The organism is Reyranella soli (genome assembly GCF_007992495.1).
GTDB classification, from domain to species: domain Bacteria; phylum Pseudomonadota; class Alphaproteobacteria; order Reyranellales; family Reyranellaceae; genus Reyranella; species Reyranella soli.
On sequence record NZ_BKAJ01000037.1, the window covers coordinates 66,758 to 90,140 of the forward strand.

The 23,383-nt window shown below is 64.5% G+C and carries 23 protein-coding genes; 7 read left to right on the forward strand and 16 right to left on the reverse strand.

The window, feature by feature from the left end:
- Positions 1-191 precede the first annotated feature (191 nt).
- Both RSO01_RS12570 and RSO01_RS12575 read left to right on the forward strand, forming a co-directional pair.
- A complete protein-coding gene (locus RSO01_RS12570) occupies positions 192-569 on the forward strand; it encodes a hypothetical protein (protein ID WP_147149438.1) in 378 nt (125 codons plus the stop codon).
- A gap of 507 nt (positions 570-1,076) precedes the next feature.
- On the forward strand, positions 1,077-1,406 hold the full coding sequence (locus RSO01_RS12575; RefSeq protein ID WP_147149439.1) for a DDE-type integrase/transposase/recombinase: 330 nt from the start codon (positions 1,077-1,079) through the stop codon (positions 1,404-1,406).
- Between the two features lie 263 nt (positions 1,407-1,669).
- Here RSO01_RS12575 and RSO01_RS12580 read toward each other — a convergent pair whose 3' ends face one another.
- From RSO01_RS12580 to RSO01_RS12620, 9 genes are all read right to left on the reverse strand, one after another.
- Positions 1,670-2,242, reverse strand: a complete 573-nt coding sequence (locus tag RSO01_RS12580) for a hypothetical protein (RefSeq protein WP_147149440.1) — start codon at positions 2,240-2,242, stop codon at positions 1,670-1,672.
- A gap of 14 nt (positions 2,243-2,256) precedes the next feature.
- Complete coding sequence (locus tag RSO01_RS12585; RefSeq protein WP_147149441.1) at positions 2,257-3,177, reverse strand: hypothetical protein; 921 nt, start codon at positions 3,175-3,177, stop codon at positions 2,257-2,259.
- A gap of 1,198 nt (positions 3,178-4,375) precedes the next feature.
- Positions 4,376-6,028 (reverse strand): DUF3987 domain-containing protein, encoded by a 1,653-nt coding sequence (locus RSO01_RS12590; protein WP_246158360.1) that lies wholly within the window; start codon positions 6,026-6,028, stop codon positions 4,376-4,378.
- On the reverse strand, positions 5,913-6,500 hold the full coding sequence (locus RSO01_RS48965; protein WP_246158351.1) for a hypothetical protein: 588 nt from the start codon (positions 6,498-6,500) through the stop codon (positions 5,913-5,915). Before RSO01_RS48965 ends, RSO01_RS12590 begins: the two co-directional genes overlap by 116 nt.
- An 89-nt stretch (positions 6,501-6,589) precedes the next feature.
- Complete coding sequence (locus RSO01_RS49850; RefSeq protein WP_147149444.1) at positions 6,590-6,808, reverse strand: helix-turn-helix transcriptional regulator; 219 nt, start codon at positions 6,806-6,808, stop codon at positions 6,590-6,592.
- A gap of 106 nt (positions 6,809-6,914) precedes the next feature.
- Complete coding sequence (locus tag RSO01_RS12605; protein WP_170303017.1) at positions 6,915-7,535, reverse strand: helix-turn-helix domain-containing protein; 621 nt, start codon at positions 7,533-7,535, stop codon at positions 6,915-6,917.
- Between the two features lie 81 nt (positions 7,536-7,616).
- Positions 7,617-7,901 carry a hypothetical protein gene (locus RSO01_RS12610; RefSeq protein ID WP_147149446.1) on the reverse strand — a complete coding sequence of 95 codons (285 nt, stop codon included), beginning with the start codon at positions 7,899-7,901 and terminating at the stop codon, positions 7,617-7,619.
- Between the two features lie 469 nt (positions 7,902-8,370).
- On the reverse strand, positions 8,371-8,826 hold the full coding sequence (locus RSO01_RS12615) for a hypothetical protein (RefSeq protein WP_147149447.1): 456 nt from the start codon (positions 8,824-8,826) through the stop codon (positions 8,371-8,373).
- Positions 8,827-8,989: 163 nt separating this feature from the next.
- Positions 8,990-10,267 (reverse strand): tyrosine-type recombinase/integrase, encoded by a 1,278-nt coding sequence (locus tag RSO01_RS12620; RefSeq protein ID WP_147149448.1) that lies wholly within the window; start codon positions 10,265-10,267, stop codon positions 8,990-8,992.
- A 403-nt stretch (positions 10,268-10,670) separates the two neighbouring features.
- On the opposite strand from RSO01_RS12620, the gene RSO01_RS12625 reads away from it, so the two are divergent.
- Complete coding sequence (locus tag RSO01_RS12625) at positions 10,671-10,913, forward strand: DUF551 domain-containing protein (protein WP_147149449.1); 243 nt, start codon at positions 10,671-10,673, stop codon at positions 10,911-10,913.
- Here the strand turns inward: RSO01_RS12625 and RSO01_RS12630 are convergent.
- Both RSO01_RS12630 and RSO01_RS12635 read right to left on the reverse strand, forming a co-directional pair.
- Positions 10,871-11,782: a hypothetical protein gene (locus tag RSO01_RS12630; RefSeq protein WP_507763591.1), complete on the reverse strand. Its 912-nt coding sequence runs from the start codon at positions 11,780-11,782 to the stop codon at positions 10,871-10,873. The two genes, RSO01_RS12625 and RSO01_RS12630, sit on opposite strands and share 43 nt — an antisense overlap.
- Positions 11,773-12,414 carry a hypothetical protein gene (locus tag RSO01_RS12635; RefSeq protein ID WP_147149451.1) on the reverse strand — a complete coding sequence of 214 codons (642 nt, stop codon included), beginning with the start codon at positions 12,412-12,414 and terminating at the stop codon, positions 11,773-11,775. The genes RSO01_RS12630 and RSO01_RS12635 overlap by 10 nt, the downstream gene beginning before the upstream one ends.
- 380 nt (positions 12,415-12,794) lie before the next feature.
- Between RSO01_RS12635 and RSO01_RS12640 the strand changes: the two genes are divergently transcribed.
- Positions 12,795-14,492 carry a glycosyltransferase family protein gene (locus RSO01_RS12640; protein ID WP_147149452.1) on the forward strand — a complete coding sequence of 566 codons (1,698 nt, stop codon included), beginning with the start codon at positions 12,795-12,797 and terminating at the stop codon, positions 14,490-14,492.
- 15 nt (positions 14,493-14,507) lie between these two features.
- Positions 14,508-15,050, forward strand: coding sequence for an isochorismatase family protein (locus tag RSO01_RS12645; protein WP_147149453.1), 543 nt, complete (start codon positions 14,508-14,510; stop codon positions 15,048-15,050).
- A gap of 142 nt (positions 15,051-15,192) precedes the next feature.
- Here RSO01_RS12645 and RSO01_RS12650 read toward each other — a convergent pair whose 3' ends face one another.
- Positions 15,193-16,284, reverse strand: a complete 1,092-nt coding sequence (locus RSO01_RS12650; protein ID WP_147149454.1) for a malate/lactate/ureidoglycolate dehydrogenase — start codon at positions 16,282-16,284, stop codon at positions 15,193-15,195.
- A gap of 92 nt (positions 16,285-16,376) precedes the next feature.
- Positions 16,377-17,168: an SDR family oxidoreductase gene (locus RSO01_RS12655; protein ID WP_147149455.1), complete on the reverse strand. Its 792-nt coding sequence runs from the start codon at positions 17,166-17,168 to the stop codon at positions 16,377-16,379.
- Positions 17,169-17,298: 130 nt separating this feature from the next.
- Between RSO01_RS12655 and RSO01_RS12660 the strand changes: the two genes are divergently transcribed.
- The gene (locus RSO01_RS12660; RefSeq protein WP_147149456.1) at positions 17,299-18,477 is read left to right on the forward strand and encodes an aminotransferase; all 1,179 of its coding nucleotides are present in this window, start codon (positions 17,299-17,301) and stop codon (positions 18,475-18,477) included.
- Between the two features lie 4 nt (positions 18,478-18,481).
- On the opposite strand, the gene RSO01_RS12665 is transcribed toward RSO01_RS12660, so the two are convergent.
- A complete protein-coding gene (locus RSO01_RS12665) occupies positions 18,482-20,119 on the reverse strand; it encodes an FAD-dependent oxidoreductase (RefSeq protein WP_147149457.1) in 1,638 nt (545 codons plus the stop codon).
- Between the two features lie 94 nt (positions 20,120-20,213).
- On the opposite strand from RSO01_RS12665, the gene RSO01_RS12670 reads away from it, so the two are divergent.
- Positions 20,214-21,086, forward strand: coding sequence for an alpha/beta fold hydrolase (locus RSO01_RS12670; protein ID WP_147149458.1), 873 nt, complete (start codon positions 20,214-20,216; stop codon positions 21,084-21,086).
- Positions 21,087-21,228: 142 nt separating this feature from the next.
- On the opposite strand, the gene thiD is transcribed toward RSO01_RS12670, so the two are convergent.
- Together thiD and glmM are read right to left on the reverse strand one after the other, a co-directional pair.
- Entirely contained in the window at positions 21,229-22,023 is a 795-nt protein-coding gene (thiD, locus tag RSO01_RS12675; protein WP_147149459.1) for a bifunctional hydroxymethylpyrimidine kinase/phosphomethylpyrimidine kinase, read from the reverse strand.
- Complete coding sequence (gene glmM / locus RSO01_RS12680) at positions 22,020-23,375, reverse strand: phosphoglucosamine mutase (RefSeq protein WP_147149460.1); 1,356 nt, start codon at positions 23,373-23,375, stop codon at positions 22,020-22,022. The genes thiD and glmM overlap by 4 nt, the downstream gene beginning before the upstream one ends.
- Positions 23,376-23,383 lie beyond the last annotated feature (8 nt).

Here is a 23,383-nt window from a genome sequence, read left to right on the forward strand (position 1 = left end):
AAACACCTCGAAACAGAGCCCGCGCAGGCGAGGCGGAGGATGAATCCGCCATGCTTGATTGAATTCGCGTGAATTTTGCGCGTTCTGGAATCATCCCCTACAAAGTCCCCGCTCGGCCCGTGCGATTGGCCGCCGTCCCTAGGGAGCGGCCGGCGGTCGTCGAAGGACAATTCAGGAAAGGATTTCGGACCATGAGCGGCGATGATGACGATCATGACGACAGCGATATGTTAGGCGTCGTTGAGCTTGTGGCGAAAGTCTTCGAACACACACTGCGTATGGCCGGGCGGCATGGCGTTGTTGTCGATGATGCGCAGATAGAACGGACGGTGAAAGCCATTCTGGAGAAGGAAGATTGCTGGACCTACGAGAGCGATCTTTCGCAAGCCATCATAACGATGCTTGAACTCCCTTTGGCGCTCGGAGCTTACAACGAGCCGCTGGATTTAGTTCTCTCTAACGAAGTGGTGAGCCAAATTGATCTAAAGAGGTCTAACGCCCAGGCCGCTGACAGGCGCGCTAATGTCCATGTCCTACGTAGGCCAACGCCGGACAAGCCGAAGCGCTAGGGCCGCGCTGGGTCTGGCGGAAACGCTAGCCGCATGTCTGGTTGATTTAATGGCGCTTTTCTCACTCTCGAGGATTCAGCCCCCGGTGCCGCCACCGCGCCACCTGTGCTTCCACCATGCTCCCCAAGGGTGAGCGATTTGTTGGGGATGGTGCCTCCGCTGTCGTTCATGATGGGTCGGGCTGGCCAATGCGGAAGTTGGTGCTGGCGATCTCATCTAGCTTCTGCTGCAGTCTGTCGCGTGCGCCAAAGAATTTGTTGAACCTCGCCCACTCCTCTTCCAGGCTGCCGTGGTAGCGGCGTGATAGGCGGAAATCAGCAGCGCCTGGAAGGCCTGGCGGCGGGGCTGCTTAGAGGCCGGAGGCGACAGCATCGGCCTTGACCTGTGCGTTAGACAGGGCGCTCCATTCCTCGGCATCCTCCACAGGTTGCTTCGGCTTGCCCATTTCGCTGTCTTCGGTAACCCGCGTCGACGCCGCGATTCTCCAGCGCATCCACGCGATCGAGCATGCCGCTATCCGATGCCACGAGCTTCTCCGTCGTGTCTGTCAGCCGCCATGTTGTCGGCTGGGCGATGGCCGATCATCTGCAGGCCAGCCTGGCGGTGGCGGCACTCGGCATGGCTCTCGAGGAGCGGCGGCCGATCTGGGGCAGCCTGATCCATCACTCCGATCGCTGGGTGCAATGCGGTGCCGCGTACACCGGGATGCTGATCGGATACGGAATTGCCGCCACCTGCCGGGTCGGCAACCCCTACGATAACGCCAAGGCCGAGAGCTTCATGACGCCACCGGCCCGGTCCAGCGTTCGGGGCAAGTCCAGGGCAAGTCCATCCTAACCTCTGACCGGGGACAATTCCGGGGAGCATGTCAGTCCCCATGGCGTTCTTCATTGAAGGTCGAGCATCTCCAGGCGACCAATGAATGACAGCACAGGCTCACGGCTTTCCAGGTGCCAAACTGCAACGGCGGCTAGGCGTTTGTGTTAGATGAACATTCCGCGACGCGGCCCTCTAAGAAGCACAGATTCAGGATATGTTGGTCATGGCGCACCGTCCGTAGCCTTCGCGCTTCCACTTCTTAATGCAGAGGGCCACCACGGCTAGGCAGCGGTCCGCTTTTGAAAGTTCGCGAAGCAAGCGAGAACGGCGGACAGTGACATAAAGGTAGTCAACCAGGTGAGCACCAACATAAGCCGAACAACGGTGATGGACCACGACCGCCAAAGATTTTCGGGCGTCCATTCAGCCCCACTAAGCTCCCTCTCACCCAACCAAGGGCAGCTCTTTTCGTGAACCGTCAACGCTACGTCGTTGCACACAAACCCCTTAATCCTGACCACTGATGAACCATTTGGCAGTGGCACGTCGAATGTAAATTCCGAGTAGATGGCGAGATACAGGAAAAAAGCCGCCACGAGTAAGACTGAGAATCGGATCAGGACCTTGTTTACCGTTTTCCGCGAAGATCTCTTGTAGATTTGATAGACGAGCACGATCGCGACGAGCATGAACGCCGCTGTTATGAATGGCAAAGCCGCGGGCCAAGGCGGAGCCACACCCAGAAATTTGGCGATGAATGGACCTGACCCAGCTACGACAATCCACTTCCAAAGCTTTTGGACATCGCCTAGAAGCCCATGAAACGAATCAAGTCCCGTCCGGTTTTCAGCCATGTACTTGACGTCTCTTAGCGTCGTTCAAAAAAAGTGATTTCCTCGCCGCTTAGCCTACTTACGTCGAAGTCACTCACTCGGGTAGTTCTGTCCGCCCAGCGAAGTCGAACTTTGTACAGCCCACCGAGAAAAACTCGCTGGCCGTCTCTGATTGCAGGAAACCAATAATTGCAACTAATAGTATCTTCGGGATTAATGCCAATCCGTTCGCAGTAGGTAAAATACAGCTTCGGAATGAGTTCTATTTGAGCGGCACTTGGATCTGTGCGAACGAGATAGACGCCCGGTGGACCGCCGCAAAGCGCAGGATCTAGCTCCGGAATCTGCCAGTTGCGCATTCGCGCATTGGCATTAATTCTCTCAATCAACTCCATTCGATCAAGGTCGACCCACCTGTCGTCCCGGTTCACAATTTTTCGGAGGGCGTCCAATTCGAGGTCAGCAAGCGCCTTGCGCCACAACACGTCCGGTAACCGGTACCTTGAAAGCACGTATTCCACTTGGAGGGACGAAGTCGCCAGGCCGTCCAGGAGTTCCTCGATTGAGGGACGGTAGACGCCGGGTGGCGGCCCTGGGTCAGTTCTGGGATCGAAGTACTCTACGGGCTTTGAGCCAACGAAATGGGTATCAGAGCAGTTTGCGAGAGAAAGCCGGCTGGGGTCCTGCTTAGCAATGTATGTCTCATCAAACCGGGCTTGTTTCGAAATGATGTCCTTAATTACCCAATACGCTTGCTGGGGGCTCCCGGTGATTGCGGCGGAGGCGTTCGTCTCAATGGGCGGCGGCCCCGTCATCCGGGGTGGTGGTGGGATCGTGTCAGTGCTCAGCCGGGGTGGTGGGGGGATAGCGGTAGACGATTGAGACAATACCGGCGACGCGAGGATCACCAGGCTCACTACTGCTGCAGCCAAAGTCTTTCGGTGAAGCGTACTCATTGGCGCGCTCCGATATTCGGTGCAATTGTAGGTGGAGTTACAAATCCTCGCAATGCGGATGGTGGGTGATTAGTAAGCAGTAAACCATCGCCAGGGCCGCCTCTTGATTTGCTCGATCAAGAAAACTGGATCTTACCAAAGGGCCGGTAGTTCACTTCATGGAATGGCCGCAGCGGGCGTCAGGTCATGAGGCTAGCCCCCTGGCAGGCGTTTGGCTTCTCACGGCTTAACCGGGGGTGAAATGACGGTGAGGACAGATACGGGCTTCGACAGGTTGGCCCCGCGTTGGTGCGCCCCCGGGCGTCAGAACCGTTCAACCTCGGTAGCCACGGCTGGCGGCTGAGAACTCTCCAGAAAACCCGTTCTCCGGTCTCCAAACTACGTGTGCCTTAGCACCCGGCCTCGATCCAGCAGACACATGACCGCGAGCGGCATGTCGATTGGGTTATAGCAACCCGATCCTCGCATCGCACCTGAGATTGCACCGCTCCACCGATCCGACATTATGGCTTGAACTTGTGGACTTGGCGGTCAGCCCTTTGCTGCCTCCCATGGCTATCGCTTGATGCCCGAGACCACAGACGCAGCACCCGCTTGCGGTTGACCTCGATACTTCCTCGCGCCGCGGCAGATTGGTGATGTAGCGATAGCCGCAGGGTGGCCATGAGCCAAGCCCACGCGGTGGATGGCGTCGCGCACCACCGCGTCGTGCTCGCGCGGGGCACACTTCTGCCAGGACCGCACACGCCGGCCAAAGGGCACAGCCGCTAATCGCCCGACTGTCTTGCGATACAAAATTACCGGATCACTTCCCAGACCGCGAGCGCGCGGGGCTGCCCGCCCGCATGCTGTCCCATCATTGAGCAACCCGCTACGCAACGGCGGGCCGTCCAAGCGACTGCCCCTGGGATGGCCAGGTTCGCATCTCTCCAGCACGCCATCGGCAATCGGACTCTTGCCGCCCACGATCCTTGATCCACGCTGCATCGCTCATCGCCCCGACAGCCGCCGCCCTGGCTGACGGTCACGTTTAATCTCAGCCGGATATCAGTTTCTCTTCGATAAACTGTCCACAGCTTCCTGTTTTACCGGCGGGGTGCACTCCAAATCAGTCGGATTCGACTACCGGAAACCCCGGAAACTCCCAAGACATCCGCCTTAGGTGGTTTCCGGAGTTCCCGGTAAACGATCTCGAAGCTTATCCAGGTGTCCCGGTCGGACGTTGGCTACCTGCCAACGCCGGGTTGACGGCCCATCTATGGACGGGGCGCCCACCCTTGGGTCCGGCCGGCAAGGAGGGCACCTGCCTAAGCACGTTCGCCTTGACCAGCCGAGCGATGACTTGATCAGCGCCATCGGCATCAACAGCGCGGGCGAGGGCGGTGCACCGCACGTCTTCTCGGGACACTTCGTCAATGCCGGCGGACATCAGCCAGCGTACAACCCGGCGCAGGTTTCTGTCCTTCCCGGTCCGCCCCGCCTTGTTGAACACCGCCTGAGCATGGGCACGCATGTAGTCGTTCCATAAGCTTATGGCGGCGGCCAGCGCTGCCCTCTCAATTTTCGCAGGCGGAGCTATGGCTTGGCCCTCCGACCAACCCAGCAGCGTTAGAAGACTTGCCACCCGGACGACGGAGCCTGGGCCCTTACCCAACCAGCCGGCTTCCGGACCCTCAAGGTCTCTCTGCTCGGCGAGCAGCTTCTTGCGGAACTCGTCGAACATCACCAAGGCGTCATGGGACAGAATGAGCGTCAGCGGGCTATCCGCTATCCCCACCACCGCCGCGATGCGGCCCAAACGCTGTATGGCATCGCCTTCATGGACCGCGATATGGTCCAAGAGCGAACGATAAGGCGCGGGAGCGGGCCAGGTGTACAGGAAGCGGGCCGCCATACCGTCGTCTGTACCCCCAAGTGCTTCGGCAAGGCGGTCCGGCTGGATCGAGCCGACGATGCTCACGGGGAATTTCTTAAGGCTCAGCGGACCCGACCGCGAGCGCCGGTTGATGGTCACGGCCGCTGCGCCCCAAGCCTCAAGCCAATAAGCACGATCCGAGCCGCCATTGGCATAGCGGCCCAAGTTTCCGAGCCATGCTGCCAGTTCGTCCCGCCACAGGGTCACTCCGCGGGGGTTGCCCGACACAACGTCGGCCAGCGCCTCAATAGTTGTGTCGGCGACCAGGAGTTGGGCCCGCACAAATTGAGCGTCGAAGGCGGCCTCCACGGGTTTGAGCGGCGGTGGGGCCCCCTGTTTTAAGGCCGCCTCGCACTCGTCTTCCCACCGCTCGCACAATAACTTGGCCTGCTTCACCTTCGTAGCGTGGTCTCGCTGGCGGTCGTCGTCGGACGCGCGAAGTTCATCCTCGATGGGGCCCAGCAACCGACGGGCGGCGGCCAGAGCCGGAGACTTGCCCGATGAGGGATTGCCGACTAGCGCCAGCCAAAGCACCAGCGGCTCCAACCACCCTTGATGGACCTGAGCCACCACGCCTGCTCCGCTAACCGCGGCAACGGCACCAAAGAGGCCTAGGGCGACGTAATCGGGCGGTGCGCTCGCGGCATGCGCTGTTTCACGAATCCATCCCGCCCATTTGGGCGTGAGGAGGTGCAGCGGGAACCCTGGCGCGTTGGTCGTGGGATCTTCGAGCAGGCTCGGGTCGATTTCGCCCCAAGCTTCCCCAGCCATCGGTAGGCCCTTCGGCGCGTCCGTTGCAGCCATATCAACGTCGTCCAGCTCAAGCGATACCGATAACGGGCGAGCGCAAGCCCAAACGCGCTTTTCCATCTCCCGGGACCGGCAACGCACCGCAATGCCATCGAGCAGGTAACCGGCCGAACGCCAGTCGATGATGAACACCGTGTCTCCTGGGCGCCCGCAGCCAAGCGAGCACCGTGTCCGCAAGGAGAATGGGTGCCCCCTTCAGGCGGGCATCGGCAACGTTGTCGGCACCAAGCGCCGTGCCGTAGCCGTCCCGGATGGCAACGTGACGAGTCGCAATATCGACCGCCACCAGGTCCCTGATCTTGCGGACCTCAGCCATGCCACCCAGCTCGGGGGCGCTGACCATATCGGCTACGGCAACGATCAGGGCCAAGCGCCCGTTTTCGGCCGGCCGATAGTAGGCGCGCCCGGAACCAAAGAACTCAACGCGTTCGACCCCCACCGCAGGCAGCTGGTCCGGCGTAATGCCGAGCCGCTCAAGCGGAGCAACCATCCGAACATCGTAGGTGCGCTGGCGAATCGCTCGCCGCCATTCGGCCTCAAGATGGATATCGGCCAATTGCTCGCCACGGAACTTGCCGTGGTCGTCCGGTGAATTCATCTGCTTGCTCCGGTAAGTATGCGGCTTCGGGCGAGCCCGCGCTCTGCCGGCGGAGTCGCCAGTGGTTCGAGATCCTGGGTGGGCGGCGGCTATTGCTTCTCCTTGGGCTCGGCCCCTGCCGACCGACGAGTTGGCAGTGCCGTCGGACGAGCTTCCATCCAATGGTCGACCTCACTCTCGATCCACCCTACCGCCCTAACGCCAATTTTCCGCGGAGGCGGGAAAAGGCCCTGGATGCATAGGGAATAGATGGTGCTCCGGCTAAGTTTGCTTTTAACCATGACCTCTTGGATACGAATCACGCCCATGTTGTCTCCTGGTGTGCAGCGTCGAACTACAAAGTATTGCTTCGCCCCACCATCGGGAGGGACCGGAAATCGAAGTCGATGTCCGCCCTGCGCCAGAACGTTTGTTTTATTGGCGGCGCGGTGTAGCGAGGCGGCCCTGCTTGAGGTAGCGCTGCCCCGCCGCCCGCATACGGTCGGCGATGAACTGGGCCTGGTCGGCCGCTGGCACGGCGGCGGGCACCATGTCGGTCCAGCTAACCCCGGCCGCCGCGAGCCTCACCTTCCACCGCCTTACTGTACGAGGCTCGACCCCAAACTCCTCGGCCACCGTCGCCGTCGGCTTGCCGTCCACGATGACCCCTTCAACGGCGGCAAGCGCGTAGGCGACGGCCCAGCCCTCGTCTCGCAGTTCCTCCGGCCCGGTCTTCGGAGCGCCGCGGCGCAGCGCGTCGGAAATCGGACCCGGCAAGGTGCCGGCGGCTATGTAACTGGCGAAGGCCGCACAGATCCTTGCCGGCATCGGCGGCAAGGGCTGAGCCGGTGCCGCCAACGGGCCTTCAGGCCAATTGGAGGGGTGGCAGTAGCAGGCGAACACCAGCGCGCCACACTGGAAGAGGTGTCGGATAACCTCGGCCGGGACCACCCTCGGCGGCTCAGCGTCGCGGCACGCGGCAAGCGCGATCACGTACGCGGATCGCGCGCGCTCGAACACGTCGAAGGCTCTGGCGACACTCGGGGCTTCGTCCATCAACCGCTCCCGCATTGGCAACTGAAGAAAACCGCCGGCAAACCACGACGCGCAGGATTCAGGCTGCCGGCGGCGCGGGATCTAATGGGCCGACATTTTCTCTGGGCTATCGACGATCATCGGTAGTGGCGGGCCCCCTCCTCCCTCAACAATAGTGAGTGCGTGGTTCGGCATCCAAAGGCCGCCGGGACCAATCCAGTAACACGGCCCCACTACCCCAAACCGCGAGGCCAGACGCAACTCTCCCATATCGATGAGCGCTGCCTCCATGTTAGTGCCCAACCCCAATTGCTGCGCCACTTGTCTGATGGGGGAGAGCATCTTCATCACCAGCTTGTGGTTCGCCTGCCCCGAAGATTTCGGCATTACCGTCTCCTTAGCGTTGCCATTACACTGCGCCGCGAGCTTCGAGGATCTCACTGGATCTCCTCAGCGGCCTGCGCGCCTCCCCAAATCTGCAAGGACGAGCGGTTGGAGTCCAACTGCGCGAGTCGTTAAAGTTGCTAATGCTCGCCGGGCGCGGCGCGTTGAACTGAACGAGTGCCGCGGGATCCAGAAGAGTCATTTGATGCGCCAGTGATTTAGTGGCGCTCCTTGCCTAAACCGCTGCGCACGATCACCTGTACCCGCGGCCCTCACAGTCGGCACGGCGCATTTGCGCGGTCCAGGAGATCCGCGATGACGCCGCTGTGATTCATGGAAAATGCGGCCATGCATTCGTCGAGCGCACCGCCGTTCGCGGCCCCGTTGTATTGGGCACCCGTTCCGATTCGATGGGGGCGGGGGGGGGGTCGCGTTTTGCAGCCGGCTCCCAAATGCGGAGCCAATGGCGTGGCTAACTCCGCGTAAAACGCTCGCTTTCGCCCTCGCCGTCCCCGACATCATCCCCGAAATCGGTTCGTTGGGCCTCCACCATGGTGTGACAAGGCGCAACGCTGCCCACGGCGGCGTGATTGACACCGGCCGAACGCGCCCACGCATCCGGCTGCAGCGGTGCCGGCATATGCACTACGAAACTTACACGCGCCTGGCCCTCGCCCGCGTTGCCGCTGACTCGGCCGTCCAGCCTGTCCCCCAGTTCCTTCAGCGCGGCGTCATCCCCTTCGACGGCTCGCCTGACGAGCGCGGCCGCCGCCATCTCCAGGTATCGCAGCCCCGTCGCGGGATCACGCCGATGGGCGGCGCGACTCACCGCGTCACGCCACGGCTTACTTCCCCAGGGCCCGGGCTTTCGGCCGCGTTTATCAACTCGCGGCATGTCTTTGGCGCGTTGCTCGAAGTTGCTGCTCATCGGGTGTCCCGCCGAAAGAGGCCCCCTACCCCATCCAGGAAGCGCCACGTCGTGATGGTTTCATGCGATATGGAATTGGCGAGGTCTTGGCGCCGGCGCAATCAGCCTCGCTAGCGCCAAGACCTCGCGCATCATCATGATCCGGACTTACGAATCGTACCAGTCATTCATTCACGCTCGCCAAATCGGACGTGGCGGAGGTCACCGCGCCTCCGACGCTGGCTATAACGTGGGACTGCCCTAGTAGCGGTTGCCCGTGATCGCCGACGGCGGCGCTGGCCCAGTCGCTCATCAAGGCGCGCCGCTTAACCTCGAGGTCGCTGCGCTGATAGGCGGCTTCGATCTTGTCCGGATTGCCGTGCGCCAGGGCCAGCTCGCAAATGGCCCGGGGATAGTTGGTCTCCTCCGCGGCCCACGTGCGGAACGTCGCGCGGAAGCCGTGCACGGTGGCGGTATGGCCATTGCGCCGTAACAGCGACAGCAAGGCCATATCGGAATAGGGCTTGTCGATGTTCAAGTTCGGGAAGATGTACGGCGAATCGCCGGACAGCACCTGGGCCTGCCGCAGGATCGCCATCGCTTGCGGCGTCAACGGCTCGCGATGCGCACGGCCGGCCTTCATGCGGCTGGCCGGGATGATCCACATCGCATCCTCTTCGCGGATCTCCGCTCTCTCGGCTATGCGCACTTCGCCTGATCGCTTGGCCGTGAGAATGACGAACGCCATGGCCAGCTTCAGGAGCGGATCGGCTTGAATGTCGTGAAGCTCCCGTAGGAAGCCGGGCACGGCTTCCATGGGCATGGCTTCGTGACCCTCGCTCTTAGGCTGGCGCGGCAGTGCCCTCGCTGCGATGGCAACGGCGTTGGAGGCCTCGGCACCGCACCAGCGATTGGCAACCGCCAGGGAAACCACGGCTCCGATGTCGGCACGCAGCTTTTTCGCGATACCGGGCAGCGTCGTCCAGATCGGCTTGAGCACGGCGAGCACATCGGCCGATGAAAACTCGCGCATATCCACGCCGCCGATCTTGGGAAAGGCGTGCATGGTCATGCGGCTCATCCAGTTGGTCGCGCCGGCACGGGCCTTCCACGAGGCCTTGTGCATCTCGAAGAATTCGCGGGCCGCCTCTTCGAACGTGGCGCCGCTTCCGGTGACGCCAGGTGGGATGGGGGAGCCCGACGACTTCGGGGTCACCGGCAAGGCCGACCCGGCACGCAGCGCGGCCGCCCTAGCCCTCGCCACGTCGAGTGAGACGGCAGGATACCCGCCGAGCCCGAATTCCCTGTCCTTGCCTTCGACCATGCGGCGGAGAAGCCAGCGCTTGCTGCCGGCTGGCTCTACGATCAGCCGCAGCCCGTTGCCGTCCGTGAACACCTGCTTCTTGCCGGTGGCCTTGATGGCTGCCACCTTGCGAGCGTTGAGTTGGAATCCGACTGTCATTGCAAGTTCCTTTCGGGTGGTCGGGGACGTCGTCCCCGAAAATGGCCCCGAATTGGCTCAATGAAAGCCTGCCGTTGATGAGACATTGCTGGACACCCTCGAACCAACCGGGATGATCCGTTGCAAGCGGGCATGAGTTTTATCCACACAGGCTGACGCTCTCGCACCGCTTTGCACCGTGCCGGACGTCGTCTGTGTTCCCGTAGGGAGCGCCAACAAACTCAACAATTTGGCGATGCGTACATAACGCATTTCGCCGTGGTGCCCTTGGGCAGCATCCCGCGTCGCAGTGAAAGCGCGATGGCTGGATGAACAGGCTCGGGTTGCAGGACGGCTTGTCGAGGCTTGTGGCCTCCCGTCGCATTCGAGCATTAACTCGCGTACGTTCCCTCACGGAGGCATCATGACCGACACCGCCCCGCCAGACTGGCGGCCGATTGATAGTGCGCCGAAGGACGGAACGGAGATTATCGCCTGGGGCGTGATGGCCGGTGAGCCGGGATACACCTCCGACGAGAAGTCGTGGACGGGCATTCGATGGTCCAAGGACGGCTGGGTGACCACGAAGCCGCAAGGGCGATACTTCGTCGGCTTCCACCCCACTCACTGGGTGCCCCTTCCTCCCCCGCCCAAGGATTCCCCATGAGCGCCCTGCTCGCGTAGGGCGCGCACGATTTCGCGCCCGACGACCGGCAGGTAGTCCGTGGCGTAGTGGTGGAAGTCGGTCCCTCGCTCGGCGAGCGCACGCTGCTGGCCGTCCCGCTCGACGAAGCGGCGCGGATCCAGGACGGCAAGTCCGACCTGCCGGGCCGCCTCGATCGTCTTGTCGATATGCTCGATCCGCTCGCCGAGCAGGCTGCCGTCGGCCAGGCGGACCGCGACGTGAGGCACGACCAGGATCGGGCATGCGACCAGGCTGCGCAGCCTCGTCAGGCCCTCGGCGATTGCCGCCGAGGAGAGCGTCACCAGGGTGATCTCCCGCAAGATCCGCCGATGCGTTTCCGTCAGCTGGCGCGACCGGCTGAGAGCTGCTTCGACCCTCTCGATGATCTCCAGCGGCGCCGGCTGCCCGCGGTGAGCGTCGTACCACCATGCCTCGCCCGCTTCGCCCGCGGGCGCGACGAGTTGGCGGTGGATCTCGTTGATGTTCAGCGCATGACCCATGGCCGCATAATACTTGTCCGTACACACCTCGATGACGAGCCGCTCGGCATTGCCGATCAGGCGCGGCATCGGCTTTCCCGCGCGCCAAACATTGAAGGCAAACGGCGCGATCGCGGCCGGCATCGAGACCGTTCCCGCAAGCAGGCCGAGGAGCTGAATCATCTCGTGCACGTCGTGCACATAGATCGGCGCGCGCGACTTGATGCGCCGATTGAGATAGTCGATCTCGCCCAGGCTCTGCATGGCGACCAGGGGATCGTGCACCCGGCACGACCCCAATGCGAGGACACGCAAGCGGCCGCCACTGTCTTTCGATCTCCGCATAAATCGGCCGAGAAAGCTCATCGCCATAGTGCCGACAGCAGGCCAAAGCCGCGCCGTGCGGGATTGGCAAACAGGTAGTAGCGCCCACCCGCTCCCAGATCGAGGAAGAGCTCAGGATCGCGCAAGCCTGCTTCCGCAAACAAGGCCAACACGTCGGGTTCCTGATGGCGCTCGGGCCGGTAGTCGAAGAAGCGCTGGACGTCCGATAGCACGAACGGATAGCGGCGCATCGCCCGCAGCACGGCGAGCTGCTTCGCACGGCTGCATGTAGCGACGAGGTTGGTGGTGAGAACCATCGAACCGGGCTGCGGCCGCGGGCCGAAGCGAACCGGAAACTCCGCCTGGATCAGCCGGACATTGCTGGTGAGCGCCGGCTCGGCACGCTGCAGCATGCCGTGCAGAGTCGCGGCGGTGTCGCCACGCAAAGGATTGACTTCGAAACCGATCATCTTGAACCCATTCCAGCCGAGCAGGAACATAAATTGGCCGAAGCCGCTGCCGACTTCGTCCACCCGATGGATTCCAAGACCGCACGACAGCAGCTTGCGGGCGAGCGCGATCTCATACTCGAGGAAGACCAGGCCCTGCCGCACCCTCGTGTCGTAGTAGTTGTAGGCGCCGCTTCCTTCGACGCCGGATCGCTCGAGGAGCTCGCGCATGGCCGGCAGCAGAAGCTCGCGCAGTCGGTTCGCCTGCGGCGGGTCTTCGTTGTCTTCGCCGTCCCCCATCGGCGATTGCTAGGCTACGCCCGCAGCCGACGCAAGCCTTGGCTCAAGCTAACTCATTGATATCCCTGCCACTCCTTGCCTTCTCAACGAAGACCGCGACCAGTTGCGGGTAGCGCGGGTATACAGTGCCGACTGAACGCCACCTCGTCTTTCCGCTTGAACGCAGGCAGCTGCCGATGGCGTTCTCGACTCGAGCTGGCTCGATTTCACGAACACTGCGGGCCACCAATCGCTTGTGCATGGATGACTTGTATATTGCGCGCCGGCAGGCGACTGTCGCGCCGAGTTGAATTGAACAAGTCATCCCGTCCTTGGTCTTCGCCGTCCCCACCTCCACCCGACGCTCCACAGTCCCCGGCCTCCTGTTCGACCTCGCCCTCGTGGTGCTGGGCGGCGGCGCTCTCCTGATCGCCATCGTCCTGTGGTTCGACAATGCGCAGGGCGGATTGACCGGCAACGGCCTGTTTAAGAGCCTGGAGCTCAGGCCCTGGGTGGTCGACCCGGCCAACGCGCCGCTCTACCCCTCGAACTACCTGTTCTATCCCCTGTACGGCACGCTCTGTCGCCTGCTCGACTCGCTGGGCGTCTTCGTGGGCGATCCGCGCAAGCAGATGACCATCCTCAACGCCGCGAGCTGTGCGCTCAGCCTGGGCGTGGTCTACCTGCTGATCCGCATCCTGACCGGCGATCGGCTGGTGGCGCTGCTGGCGTCACTGTTCCATCTCGCCTCGAGCTTCGTGATGTTCCTCGCCATCATCAACGAGGACATCATGCCGAGCTACACGGTGCTGCTCGCCGCCATGGCGCTGGGCGCCATCTGGCTGGCCAAGCCGACGGCACCGCGCGTGCTGGCGGTGTCGGTGCTGTTCTCGCTGGCCTGGCTGATGGAATGGCGCCTGATGTTCCCCACCCTGCCCGCCATGCTGGTGGCGCTGTGGGTGTGCGAAAGGCGCCTGGCTTGGCGGCTTGGCTGGATGGCGCTGTTTCTGATCGGCATGGTGGCGACAGCTGCGATTGTCGCCTGGGCCTGGCAGGGCCACACGGGCGCGGTCGGGGCCTTCGACCTGATCTGGACCGGCAAGGCGGTGCGCTCCGTATGGGCCGGCTTCACCTGGGCCAAGGTCGGCTACATGTGGGACGGCATGGTGGGCTACCTGCTCGGCGCCGGCGTTGCATCGATCCCCGGGATCCCGGGTTGGGACATCTGGCGCTGGATCGCCACGGTCTGGATGCTGGCCGTGGCGTTCTTCGCCCTGCCCTTCCTGTGGCGCCACTGGGACGACCCGCGCTCGCGCGCCCTGTCGGCGATCTTCGGCGTCACCTTCGTGGCTGGTCAGGTCTTCAACCTCTACTCGCAGCCGCAGGACCCGCAGATGCAGCTCAATGTCATGGCTTGGCTGACGGTCGGCTGGGCGGTGGTGCTTGTTGCGGTGCGCGAGCGGCGCCGATTTGGCCGCCAGGGCCTGGCGGCGCTCGCAAGCCTGACGGTCGCCCTGTTCGCCTACAACGTCTGGAGCATCGCGCCCCTGCGCGGCCTGGACAGCGCCTGGGAGGGCGCCATCCAGCGCATGGAACGGGAATCCAATCCCGACCGGACCGTCTGGCTGATGCACGACTTCGACTGGGCCATGATCTATGGCTCGCTGTACTGGGGCTACAACGATCCGGGAGTCGCAGGACTGGGCCCCGCGCCGCAGACGGAGCCCAAGTTCAAATGGATCGGCTTCACCGGGCAGGTGCTGCGCCATCCTGATTGGAGCGACGAGCAGCTTGTCGACGACCTGCGCGGCCAGATCGATCGCGCGCTCGACCTCGGCTACGACGTGCTGGTCATCCGGCTGTGGGACATGGATCCCTACCAACTCGAGGTCGCGACCGGCATGGTGGCGAGCAGCGCCCGCATCCAGGCGCTGCGCCGCATGATGCGAGAAGACTACGTCGCCACCCAGGCCTTCATCGATACGGTCGCCGGCGCCGTCGACCGCATCAAGAAGAAGCCTGGGCGCTGAAGCCTGGGCGCTAGCATGCCTCGCGATGCGCTGGTCGTCGTCGATATGCAGGTCGGCCTGCTCGACGGCCTGCCGAAGCACGACCTGGCGGACGTCGTCCGGCGCATCAATGCCGTGGCGGCGTTCGTGCGCGGACAAGGCGGCACGGTCGTCTGGATCAGGCATTGCGGCAAGGCCGGCGACGGCTTCGCGCGGCATGAGCCGGGTTGGGCATTCCTGCCCGAGCTCGATCGCCAGCCTGCGGACCTCGAGATCGAGAAGACGCTGAACGACGCCTTCGCCGGCACGGCTTTGCACGAAACGCTGCAACGCCTGGCGACAGAGTGTGTCGTCATCGCGGGCTGGGCCACTGACTCCTGCGTCGACAGCACCCTGCGATCCGCCGTGTCGCGCGACTACCACGTGGTGGCCGTCAGCGACGCCCATACGCTGAGCGACCGGCCGCATCTCGAAGCACCCGCCGTCATCCGCCACCACAACTGGGTCTGGAGCGATCTTTTGACCAACCGCTCGATCCGCGTCGTGACGACGGACGAGCTGTTGGCCGACCAGCGTTAGCGCGGACCGCGGGCCTCTGGCCCGCTCATGCTCTTCCGGACCGCGCGCTTCCAGCGCGCCTCATGATCATGAGCGCGCAGGATGCGCGCGGTCCGGAAGACGAAGATCATGAGCGGGCCAGAGGCCCGCGGTCCGCGTATGACTACATCGTCGCCTGCTGGATACGCCGTTCATCCAACCCCACCGAGCGCGCCGTCTCGACGATGGCGGCCCAGGTATTGTCGGGCAGTGGCACGCCCTCGGCCAACCGCTGGGCACGCATGCGTACCTCGGGCTCGCCCGGGAGCAGGATCTCGCCGCCGTCCGCCGCAGGCTTGGAGCTCTTCACGAAGTCGACGTACTTGGCGATGTCCGTGGGGAAGAAGCCCGCCGGATCGAGCACCTTGGGATCGACGTAGAACGACAGCATGCCGTTGGCGAAGCGGCCGCGCTTGGGATCGGTGGCGCCATTGCCCGACAGCGAGCCGCCCAGAAGCTCGCACATGAAGGCAAGCCCAGAGCCCTTGTGGTCGCCGAAGGCCTGGATGGCGCCGGTGCCCTTGCTGTGGTCGCGCGGGCCGGTCGGCGTGTAGTCGCCATAGAGCAGGTGCGGATCGCTGCTCGGCTTTCCGTCGGGACCGACCAGGGCGCCCTCCGGCACCTTCTTGCCGCCCTGGCTCGCCACCAGCACCTTGCCCTCGGCCACGATCGAGGTGGCGAAGTCGAGCACCAGCGGATCCTGGCCCGGCCGTGGCACACCCACGCAATAGGGCGCCGTCGAAAAGCGGCGCTCGACGCCGCCATGGGGCGCCACCAGCACGCTGCCCGAGGCGTTGACGAAGTGGATCGAGACCAGGCCAGCTTCAGCCGCCATCTCGGCCCAGTCGCCGACGCGGCCGACGTGGCCGGCGTTGCGCAGGGTGACGGCCGCGAGACCGTTCTTGCGGCACTTGTCGATGCCGATGCGGACGGCCTGCGGCGTCACCGTCTGGCCGAACCCGTACTTGCCGTCGACCACGGCGATCACCGGCGTATCGACGACGATGTCCACAATGACGTCGGGCAGCACCGTGCCGTTCTTCTTCTGGGTGGCATAGCGCGGCACGCGGACGACGCCATGGCTATCGTGGCCCGACAGGTTGGCGCTCACCATGTAGCGGCCGATGCGTCCGCCTTCCTCCGTCGAGCATCCCGCCGAGGTGAAGATATCCGCGACGAAGGCTTCCAAGGCCTTCGCCTTGATGGTGACTGTCATTTGGTACGCTTCCTCATGCTCTTCCGGACCGCGGGCCTCCAGGCCCGCCTCATGATTTATGAGCGGGCCTGGAGGCCCGCGGTCCGATGATCCTACTTCTTGCCGGCCTTGGCCTTCTTCTCGTCCGCCGCGCGCTGCAGGGCGCCGACATAGCCGCGATTCCAGGTCGGGTTGATCATGACCTCGTTGATCACGATGTGCGGCGGCAGGCAGGCGACGTAGCGGATCAGGTCGCCGACATCCTCCGACTGCGCCATGCGCGCACGCTCTTCCTTGGTGATGGGAATCGGCCGCTTGTCGAGGATGGGCGTCGCCACCTCGCCGGGGCATACGACGCAGGAGCGGATGCCGTTGACGCACTCCTCCATGTTGATGGTGTGGCTCATCGCCACCACGCCGTGCTTGGCCGCCGAATAGGCCGCGCCGCTCAAGGTGCTGGGATTACGGCCCGCCATCGACGAGGTGTGGATCAAGACGCCGTCCTTGCGCTTGCGCATCATCGGCAGCACGGCTGACGAGCAGTAGAAGGCGCTCGACAGGTTGCCGTCGATCACCATCTCCGCGCCGGCCGAGGTGAGCTCGCTCCACTTGCGATCCGGGATGTTGAGCCCGGCGTTGTTCACCAGGATGTCGCAGCGGCCGAATTTCTTGTCGATGTCCTTGGCGATGCGACCGACCGCGGCGGCCTTCATCAGGTCGGCCGCTTTCACCACCGCCTTGCCGCCCGCCTTCTTGATGGCGGCCGCGGTTTCCTCCAGCGGTTCCTTGCGCCGGCCTGTCAGCACGACCGTGGCGCCCTCCTTGGCGAGGGCGATCGCCGCCGCCTGACCAATACCGGAGCCAGCACCGGTCACCCAGGCGACCTTGCCTGCCAACGAAGCCATCGATTTCTCCTTGCAAAAGTCGCCGGGCCGGACGGCCCGCCGCCATTAAAGCACCTTGCCCGTCCTGTCGTCGATCAGATGCATGCCGGTTTGACAGCATCCAACGGGACCACGATGCTCCGGCCCGCCAATGCAACAGATCCCCACGGCCAATCCCTGGCTCGCCGCCGTCGAGCCCTCACCCATCGGCGAGACCAAGCGCTGGGTGCTGAACCGTACCTTCCCTGCCGACCGGCCATTGATCGATCTCAGCCAGGCGGTGCCCGGCTATCCGCCGGCGCTCGAGCTGCGCAAGCACCTCGGCGAGCTGCTGCTCGATCCTGCGGTGCACGGCTACACGCCGATCCTCGGCCTGCCGGCGCTGCGCGAGAGCTACGCCGCCCACCTCTCGGGCTTCTATGACGCACCGATCACCGCCGGCGAAGTCGGCATCACCTCGGGCTGCAACCAGGCTTTCTGTCTCGCGCTGATGAGCATCGCCAAGGCGGGCGACCAGGTGATCCTGCCCCGCCCGCACTACTTCAACCACGACATGTGGATGCGCATGCAGGGTGTCGAGCCGGTGTCGCTCGACTTCCGGCCGGGCTCTGGCGCCGTGCCCAACGCCGAGGATGCCGCCAAGCTGATCGGCCCCAGGACGCGCGCCATCGTTTTGATCTCGCCCAACAATCCCACCGGCGCGGTCTATCCGCCCGAGACCATCCATGCCTTCTACGAGCTGGCGCAGCGCCATGACATCGCCCTGCTGCTGGACGAGACTTATAAGGACTTCCTGCCCGAGGGCGCTCGGCCGCACGAGCTGTTCAGCGATCCCGCCTGGCGCAAGACGCTGGTCCATCTTTACAGCTTCTCAAAAGTCTTCGCGCTGACCGGCTATCGCGTCGGCGGCATCACGGCCGGCGCCGCGCTGATCGCCGAAATCGAGAAGGCGATGGACTGCGTGTCGATCTGCCCGCCCCGGCTCGGCCAGGAGGCGGCACTCTACGGTCTCAAGAACCTGCTGCCCTGGGCACGGCGCAACACCGAAGGCCTGAAGGCGCGCGCCGACCTCTTGGGCAATGGCCTGCAGCGTTCGAACCGTTGGCGGCTTGTCAGCATCGGTGCCTACTTTGCCTACGTCGAGCACCCCTTCGCCGGCCAGCGTTCGACGGCGGTGTCCAAGCGGCTCGCCGACGACGAGAACCTGCTCACGATCCCGGGCGACATGTTCGGCGCCGGCCAGGAGCGCTTCGTGCGCCTCGCCTTCGCCAATGTTGCCGACGACAAGATCCCGGCGGTGCTGGAACGGCTGGAACGCTTCGGCGCCTGAGCGCTCAGCCGGCCAGGTAGGTGTGCAGCGCCGACACGACCTGCGCGCCCTCGCCGACCGCGGCAGCGACGCGCTTCACCGAGCCCGCCCGTACGTCGCCCACGGCGAAGACGCCCCGCTGGCTGGTCTCCATCGGCAGGCGCCCGCCGTCATAGTCCTCGTCGGTGCACACGAAGCCCTTGTCGTCGAGCCTGACCCCGCTCTGCGCCAGCCATCCGGTATTGGGCTCGGCGCCGATGAACAGGAAGACGTGGCGCATCTGGCGCGTCGTCTCGCGCCCCGTCGCCCGGTGCCGCCAGCGCACGGTCTCGAGATCGCCGGCCCCGCCCGCCAACGCCACGATTTCGGTCTCGGTCAGCACCTCGATGTTGGGCTGGGCGGCGATGCGCTCGACGAGATAGCTCGACATCGTATCCTCGAGGCCCCTGCCGCGGACCAGCAACCAAACCTTGGCCACCCTGCTCGCCAGGTAGATCACCGCCTGGCCGGCGGAATTGCCGGCGCCGACGAGTGCCACCTCCTGGCCGCTGCAGAGCTTTGCTTCGAGCGGCGAGGCCCAGTAGTGGACGGCGCTTCCTTCGAAGTCGGCGATATTGGCCACGCCGAGCCGGCGGTACTTCGCCCCGCTGGCGACCACGACGGCGCGCGCATGGACGCGCTCGTCGTTGGCGAGGACGATGCGGAACCTGTCGCCCAGACACTGCAAGCCGGCGACCTCGTCCGGAATGGCCATGTCGACGCCGAACTTCAGCGCCTGGTTGAAGGCGCGCGCCGTGAGCGCCAGGCCCGATATGCCGGTGGGAAAGCCAAAGTAGTTCTCGATCCTGGCCGAAGCGCCCGCCTGCCCGCCGAAGGCGCGACTGTCGAGGACGATGGTCGAAAGGCCCTCCGATCCGGCATAGACCGCGGTAGCGAGGCCGGCCGGTCCGGCACCGACGATGGCGACGTCGTAGAGCTTGTCGGGGTCGACGGCACTGACCATGCCTATGCAACGCGCCAGGGTCACGTCGCTGGGGTTGCGCAGGATCTGGCCGTTGGGACAGAGCACGATCGGCAGATCCTGCGGGCCGACCTTGAACCGCTCGATCAAGGCCAGCGCGCCGGCGTCGGTCTCGGGATCCAGGGTCTGGTACGGATGGCCGTTGCGCGACAGGAAGTTCTGCAGGCGCAACACCGCACCCTGGTCGACACGGCCGACGATCACCGGGCCGCCGGCGCCGGTCTCGAGCAGGCCAACGCGGCGCAGGATGAACAGGCGCATGATGCGCTCGCCGAGATCGGCTTCCTCGATCATGAGATCGTGCAGGCGATCCGGCGAAACCACCGCCGCCTCGACGGGGCGGATCGCGATGGCGTCGACCAGGCTCGGCTGGCCCGACAGCGCGGTCAATTCGCCACCGACGGCGCCCGGCCCGTGAGTGACGACCAGCGTGCTGCCGCCGTCGGGATTGCGGCGCGTGACCTCGACCTCGCCCGACAGGATCACGAACATCCCCGGGCTTGCCGTACCGGCCTGCACCAGGGGTTCGCCGGCCCCATAGGACCGACGCTGGCCGAAGCGCCGCAGCTTCGCGACGTCCGATCCATCGAAGACCGGGAACATCTGTTCGTGACGTGTGGTGAAAACGGTGTTCGTGCTCATGGGGCCGATGCTAGCAAGGTCTGAGCCGATCTTTTTCTGTTTCTGCACGATCGGAAGCCCTTATCGTGCACTCCTCCCATGACGGAGACGAGACATGCCGCATGCTACGACGCCGGACGCCGTGAAGCTCTACTATGAGGAGACCGGCAGCGGCACGCCGATCTTGTTCGTGCACGAGTACAGCGGCGACTGGCGGAGCTGGGAGCCGCAGATGCGCTTCTTCGCCCGCCGGCATCGCTGCATCACCTATTCCTTCCGCGGCTATCCGGGCTCGGACGTGCCGGAGGAAGCGGCGATGTACGGGCAGAAGCATGCGGTCGACGACGCCCGCCACATGCTCGACCATCTCAAGATCGACAAGGCGCACATCGTCGGCCTGTCGCAGGGCGCCTTCGCCACCGCCCATTTCGGCCGCCAGTATCGCGACCGAGCGCTGTCGCTGACGTTGGCCGGCGTCGGCTCGGGCGCCGGGCGCGAAGGTCATGAGCGGTTCAAGAAGGATGCCCAGGCAACGGCCGAGCGCATCCGCAAGAGTGGTATGGCCAAATATGCGGATGCCCTGGTCGGCAACCCGACGCGTTCGCGCTTTAAGCAGAAGGATCCGCGCGGCTTCGCCGAGTTCGTGAAGCACCTGTCGGAGCATCCCGACGTCGGCTCGGCCAACACCATGCAGGAGTACCAGGGCAAGCGGCCCTCGCTCTACGACTTCGAGGCCGAATGGAAGGCACTCGACCTTCCCGTGCTGATCATCTGCGGCGACGAGGACGAGCCCTGCCTGCAACCGAGCCTCTGGCTCAAGCACGTGCTGCCCAACGCCGGCCTCGCCCTGTTCGCCAAGACCGGCCATACCGTGAACATCGAGGAGCCCGACGCCTTCAACCGCGAGCTCTGGAACTTCCTGGTGCTGGCCGAGGCCGGCAAATGGCTGCCGGCCATCGCCGTCCCGAAGGACGCGCCGCTGATCTGATGCTGGGAGCGCGCCACTCCAGTGGCGCGTCTTCTCATGTACTTCCGGACCGCGCGCATCTTGCGCGCTTATGAATCATGAGCGAGCTGGAAGCTCGCGGTCCGGAAGACCATGACGCGCCACTGGAGTGGCGCGCCCCCAGCTAAGACTTCACCGTCACGGCGTGATTGAGGGGGCCGTGGCCGCGGCCGAAGCCGGGCGCGGTCTCGATGGCTTGGCGCACGTAGCTGCGCGCCCGCGCCACCGCGTCTAAAAGGCTCATCTTCTGCGCCAGGCCCGCGGCGATGGCCGAGGCGAGCGTGCAGCCCGTACCATGGGTGTGCTTGGACTTGATGCGCGGGTCGGCAAAACGTTCGAAGCGGCCGTCGTGCAGCAGGAGGTCGACGACCGTGTCGCCCTCGAGATGCCCGCCCTTCAGCAGCACGCCTTTAGCGCCGAGCTCGCCCAGCCGCTCGGCGGCCCGGCGCATGTCGGCCTCGTTGCGCACCGGGAAGCCCGCCAGCACCTCGGCTTCGGGCAGGTTGGGCGTGATCAGCGCCGCCATCGGCAACAGCGTGTCGCGCAACGCCGCCTCGGCCTCGCTCAACAGCAGGCGATGGCCGCCCTTCGCCACCATCACCGGATCGACCACCAGCGGCACGCCGGGCGCGTGCTTCTTCAGGGAAGCCGCCACGACTGCGATCACCTCGGCGCTGTGCAGCATGCCGGTCTTGAGCGCATCGGCGCCGATGTCGGTCAGCACGACCTCGATCTGCTGGGCGATGAAAGCGGGTTCGATCGGCACGACGCCGTGCACGCCCTCGGTGTTCTGGGCAGTGAGCGCGGTGATGGCGGTGGCGGCAAAGGCGTTCATCGCGGTGACCGCCTTGATGTCCGCCTGGATGCCCGCCCCGCCGCCGGAGTCCGAGCCGGCGACGATCAGGACGCGACCTTTCATGCCGAGGCCTTCACCCGGGGGATCGCCTCGATGATCTGGTCGACGACGGTGCGCACGAGATCCGAATCGTCGCCTTCGGCCATGACGCGGATCAAGGGCTCGGTACCGGACTTGCGCACCAGGATGCGGCCGCTTTTGCCGAGCCGGGCCTCGGCGTCGGCAATTGCGTGCGTCACCGCGGCAGCGGAAAGGGCTGCGTTGGCATCGCCCACGCGCACGTTCTTCAGGAGCTGCGGCACCGGCTCGAAGGCGCGGAAGGTCTCGCTCGCCGGCTTGCCCGTCTTGAGCATCGCCGACAGCGCCTGGAGAGCCGCCATCAGGCCATCGCCGGTCGTGGCGTGGTCGATCATGATGATATGGCCGGACTGCTCGCCGCCGAGATTGTAGCCATCGGACCGCATGCGCTCGAGCACGTAGCGGTCGCCGACGGCGGCGCGCACCAGCGTGAGCTTGCGCTGGCCGAGATAGCGCTCCAGCCCGAGGTTCGACATCACCGTGGCGACCAGGCCGCCGCCGGCCAGCCGGCCATCCTTCGCCCAATGGTCGGCAATGGTCGCCATGAGCTGGTCGCCGTCGATCAGGCGACCGTGCTCGCAAGCCAGCACGACACGATCGGCATCGCCGTCGAGGGCGATACCGATGTCGGCGCCATGCATCACCACATGCTCCTGCAGCACCTGAGGATAGGTTGAGCCGCAATTGCCGTTGATGTTGAAGCCATCGGGCGACACCGCCATCGGGATCACCTCGGCGCCCAGCTCCCACAATACGGTCGGCGCGACCTTGTAGGCCGCGCCATTGGCGCAATCGACGACGATCTTCAGGCCCGTGAGGTCGAGATTGCCGCGCACCGACGCCTTCACCGCCTCGATGTAGCGGCCGTCGGCGTCGTCCAGTCGCTTGGCACGGCCGATCATCTTGGAGGCGGCCAGCCGGATGTCGCGCGGCGACATAACCAACCCTTCGATCTGGCTTTCGACGGCATCCGACAGCTTGAAGCCGTCGGGTCCGAACAGCTTTATGCCGTTGTCCTCGTAGGGATTGTGCGAGGCGGAGATCATTACCCCGACATCGGCTCGCATCGAGCGCGTCAGGAAGCCGACGGCCGGGGTCGGCACCGGCCCCAGCAGGAGCACGTCCATGCCGACCGACAGGAAGCCCGCGGTCATGGCCTGCTCGATCATGTAGCCCGACAGCCGCGTGTCCTTGCCGATGACGACGCGATGGCGATGGTCCCCGCGGTTGAAGACCTGGCCGGCCGCCATGCCGATGCGCATGGCGATCTCGGCTGTCATTGGTTCCGAGTTGGCGCGGCCGCGAACGCCGTCGGTGCCGAAGAGATGTCGTGACATGGACTGCA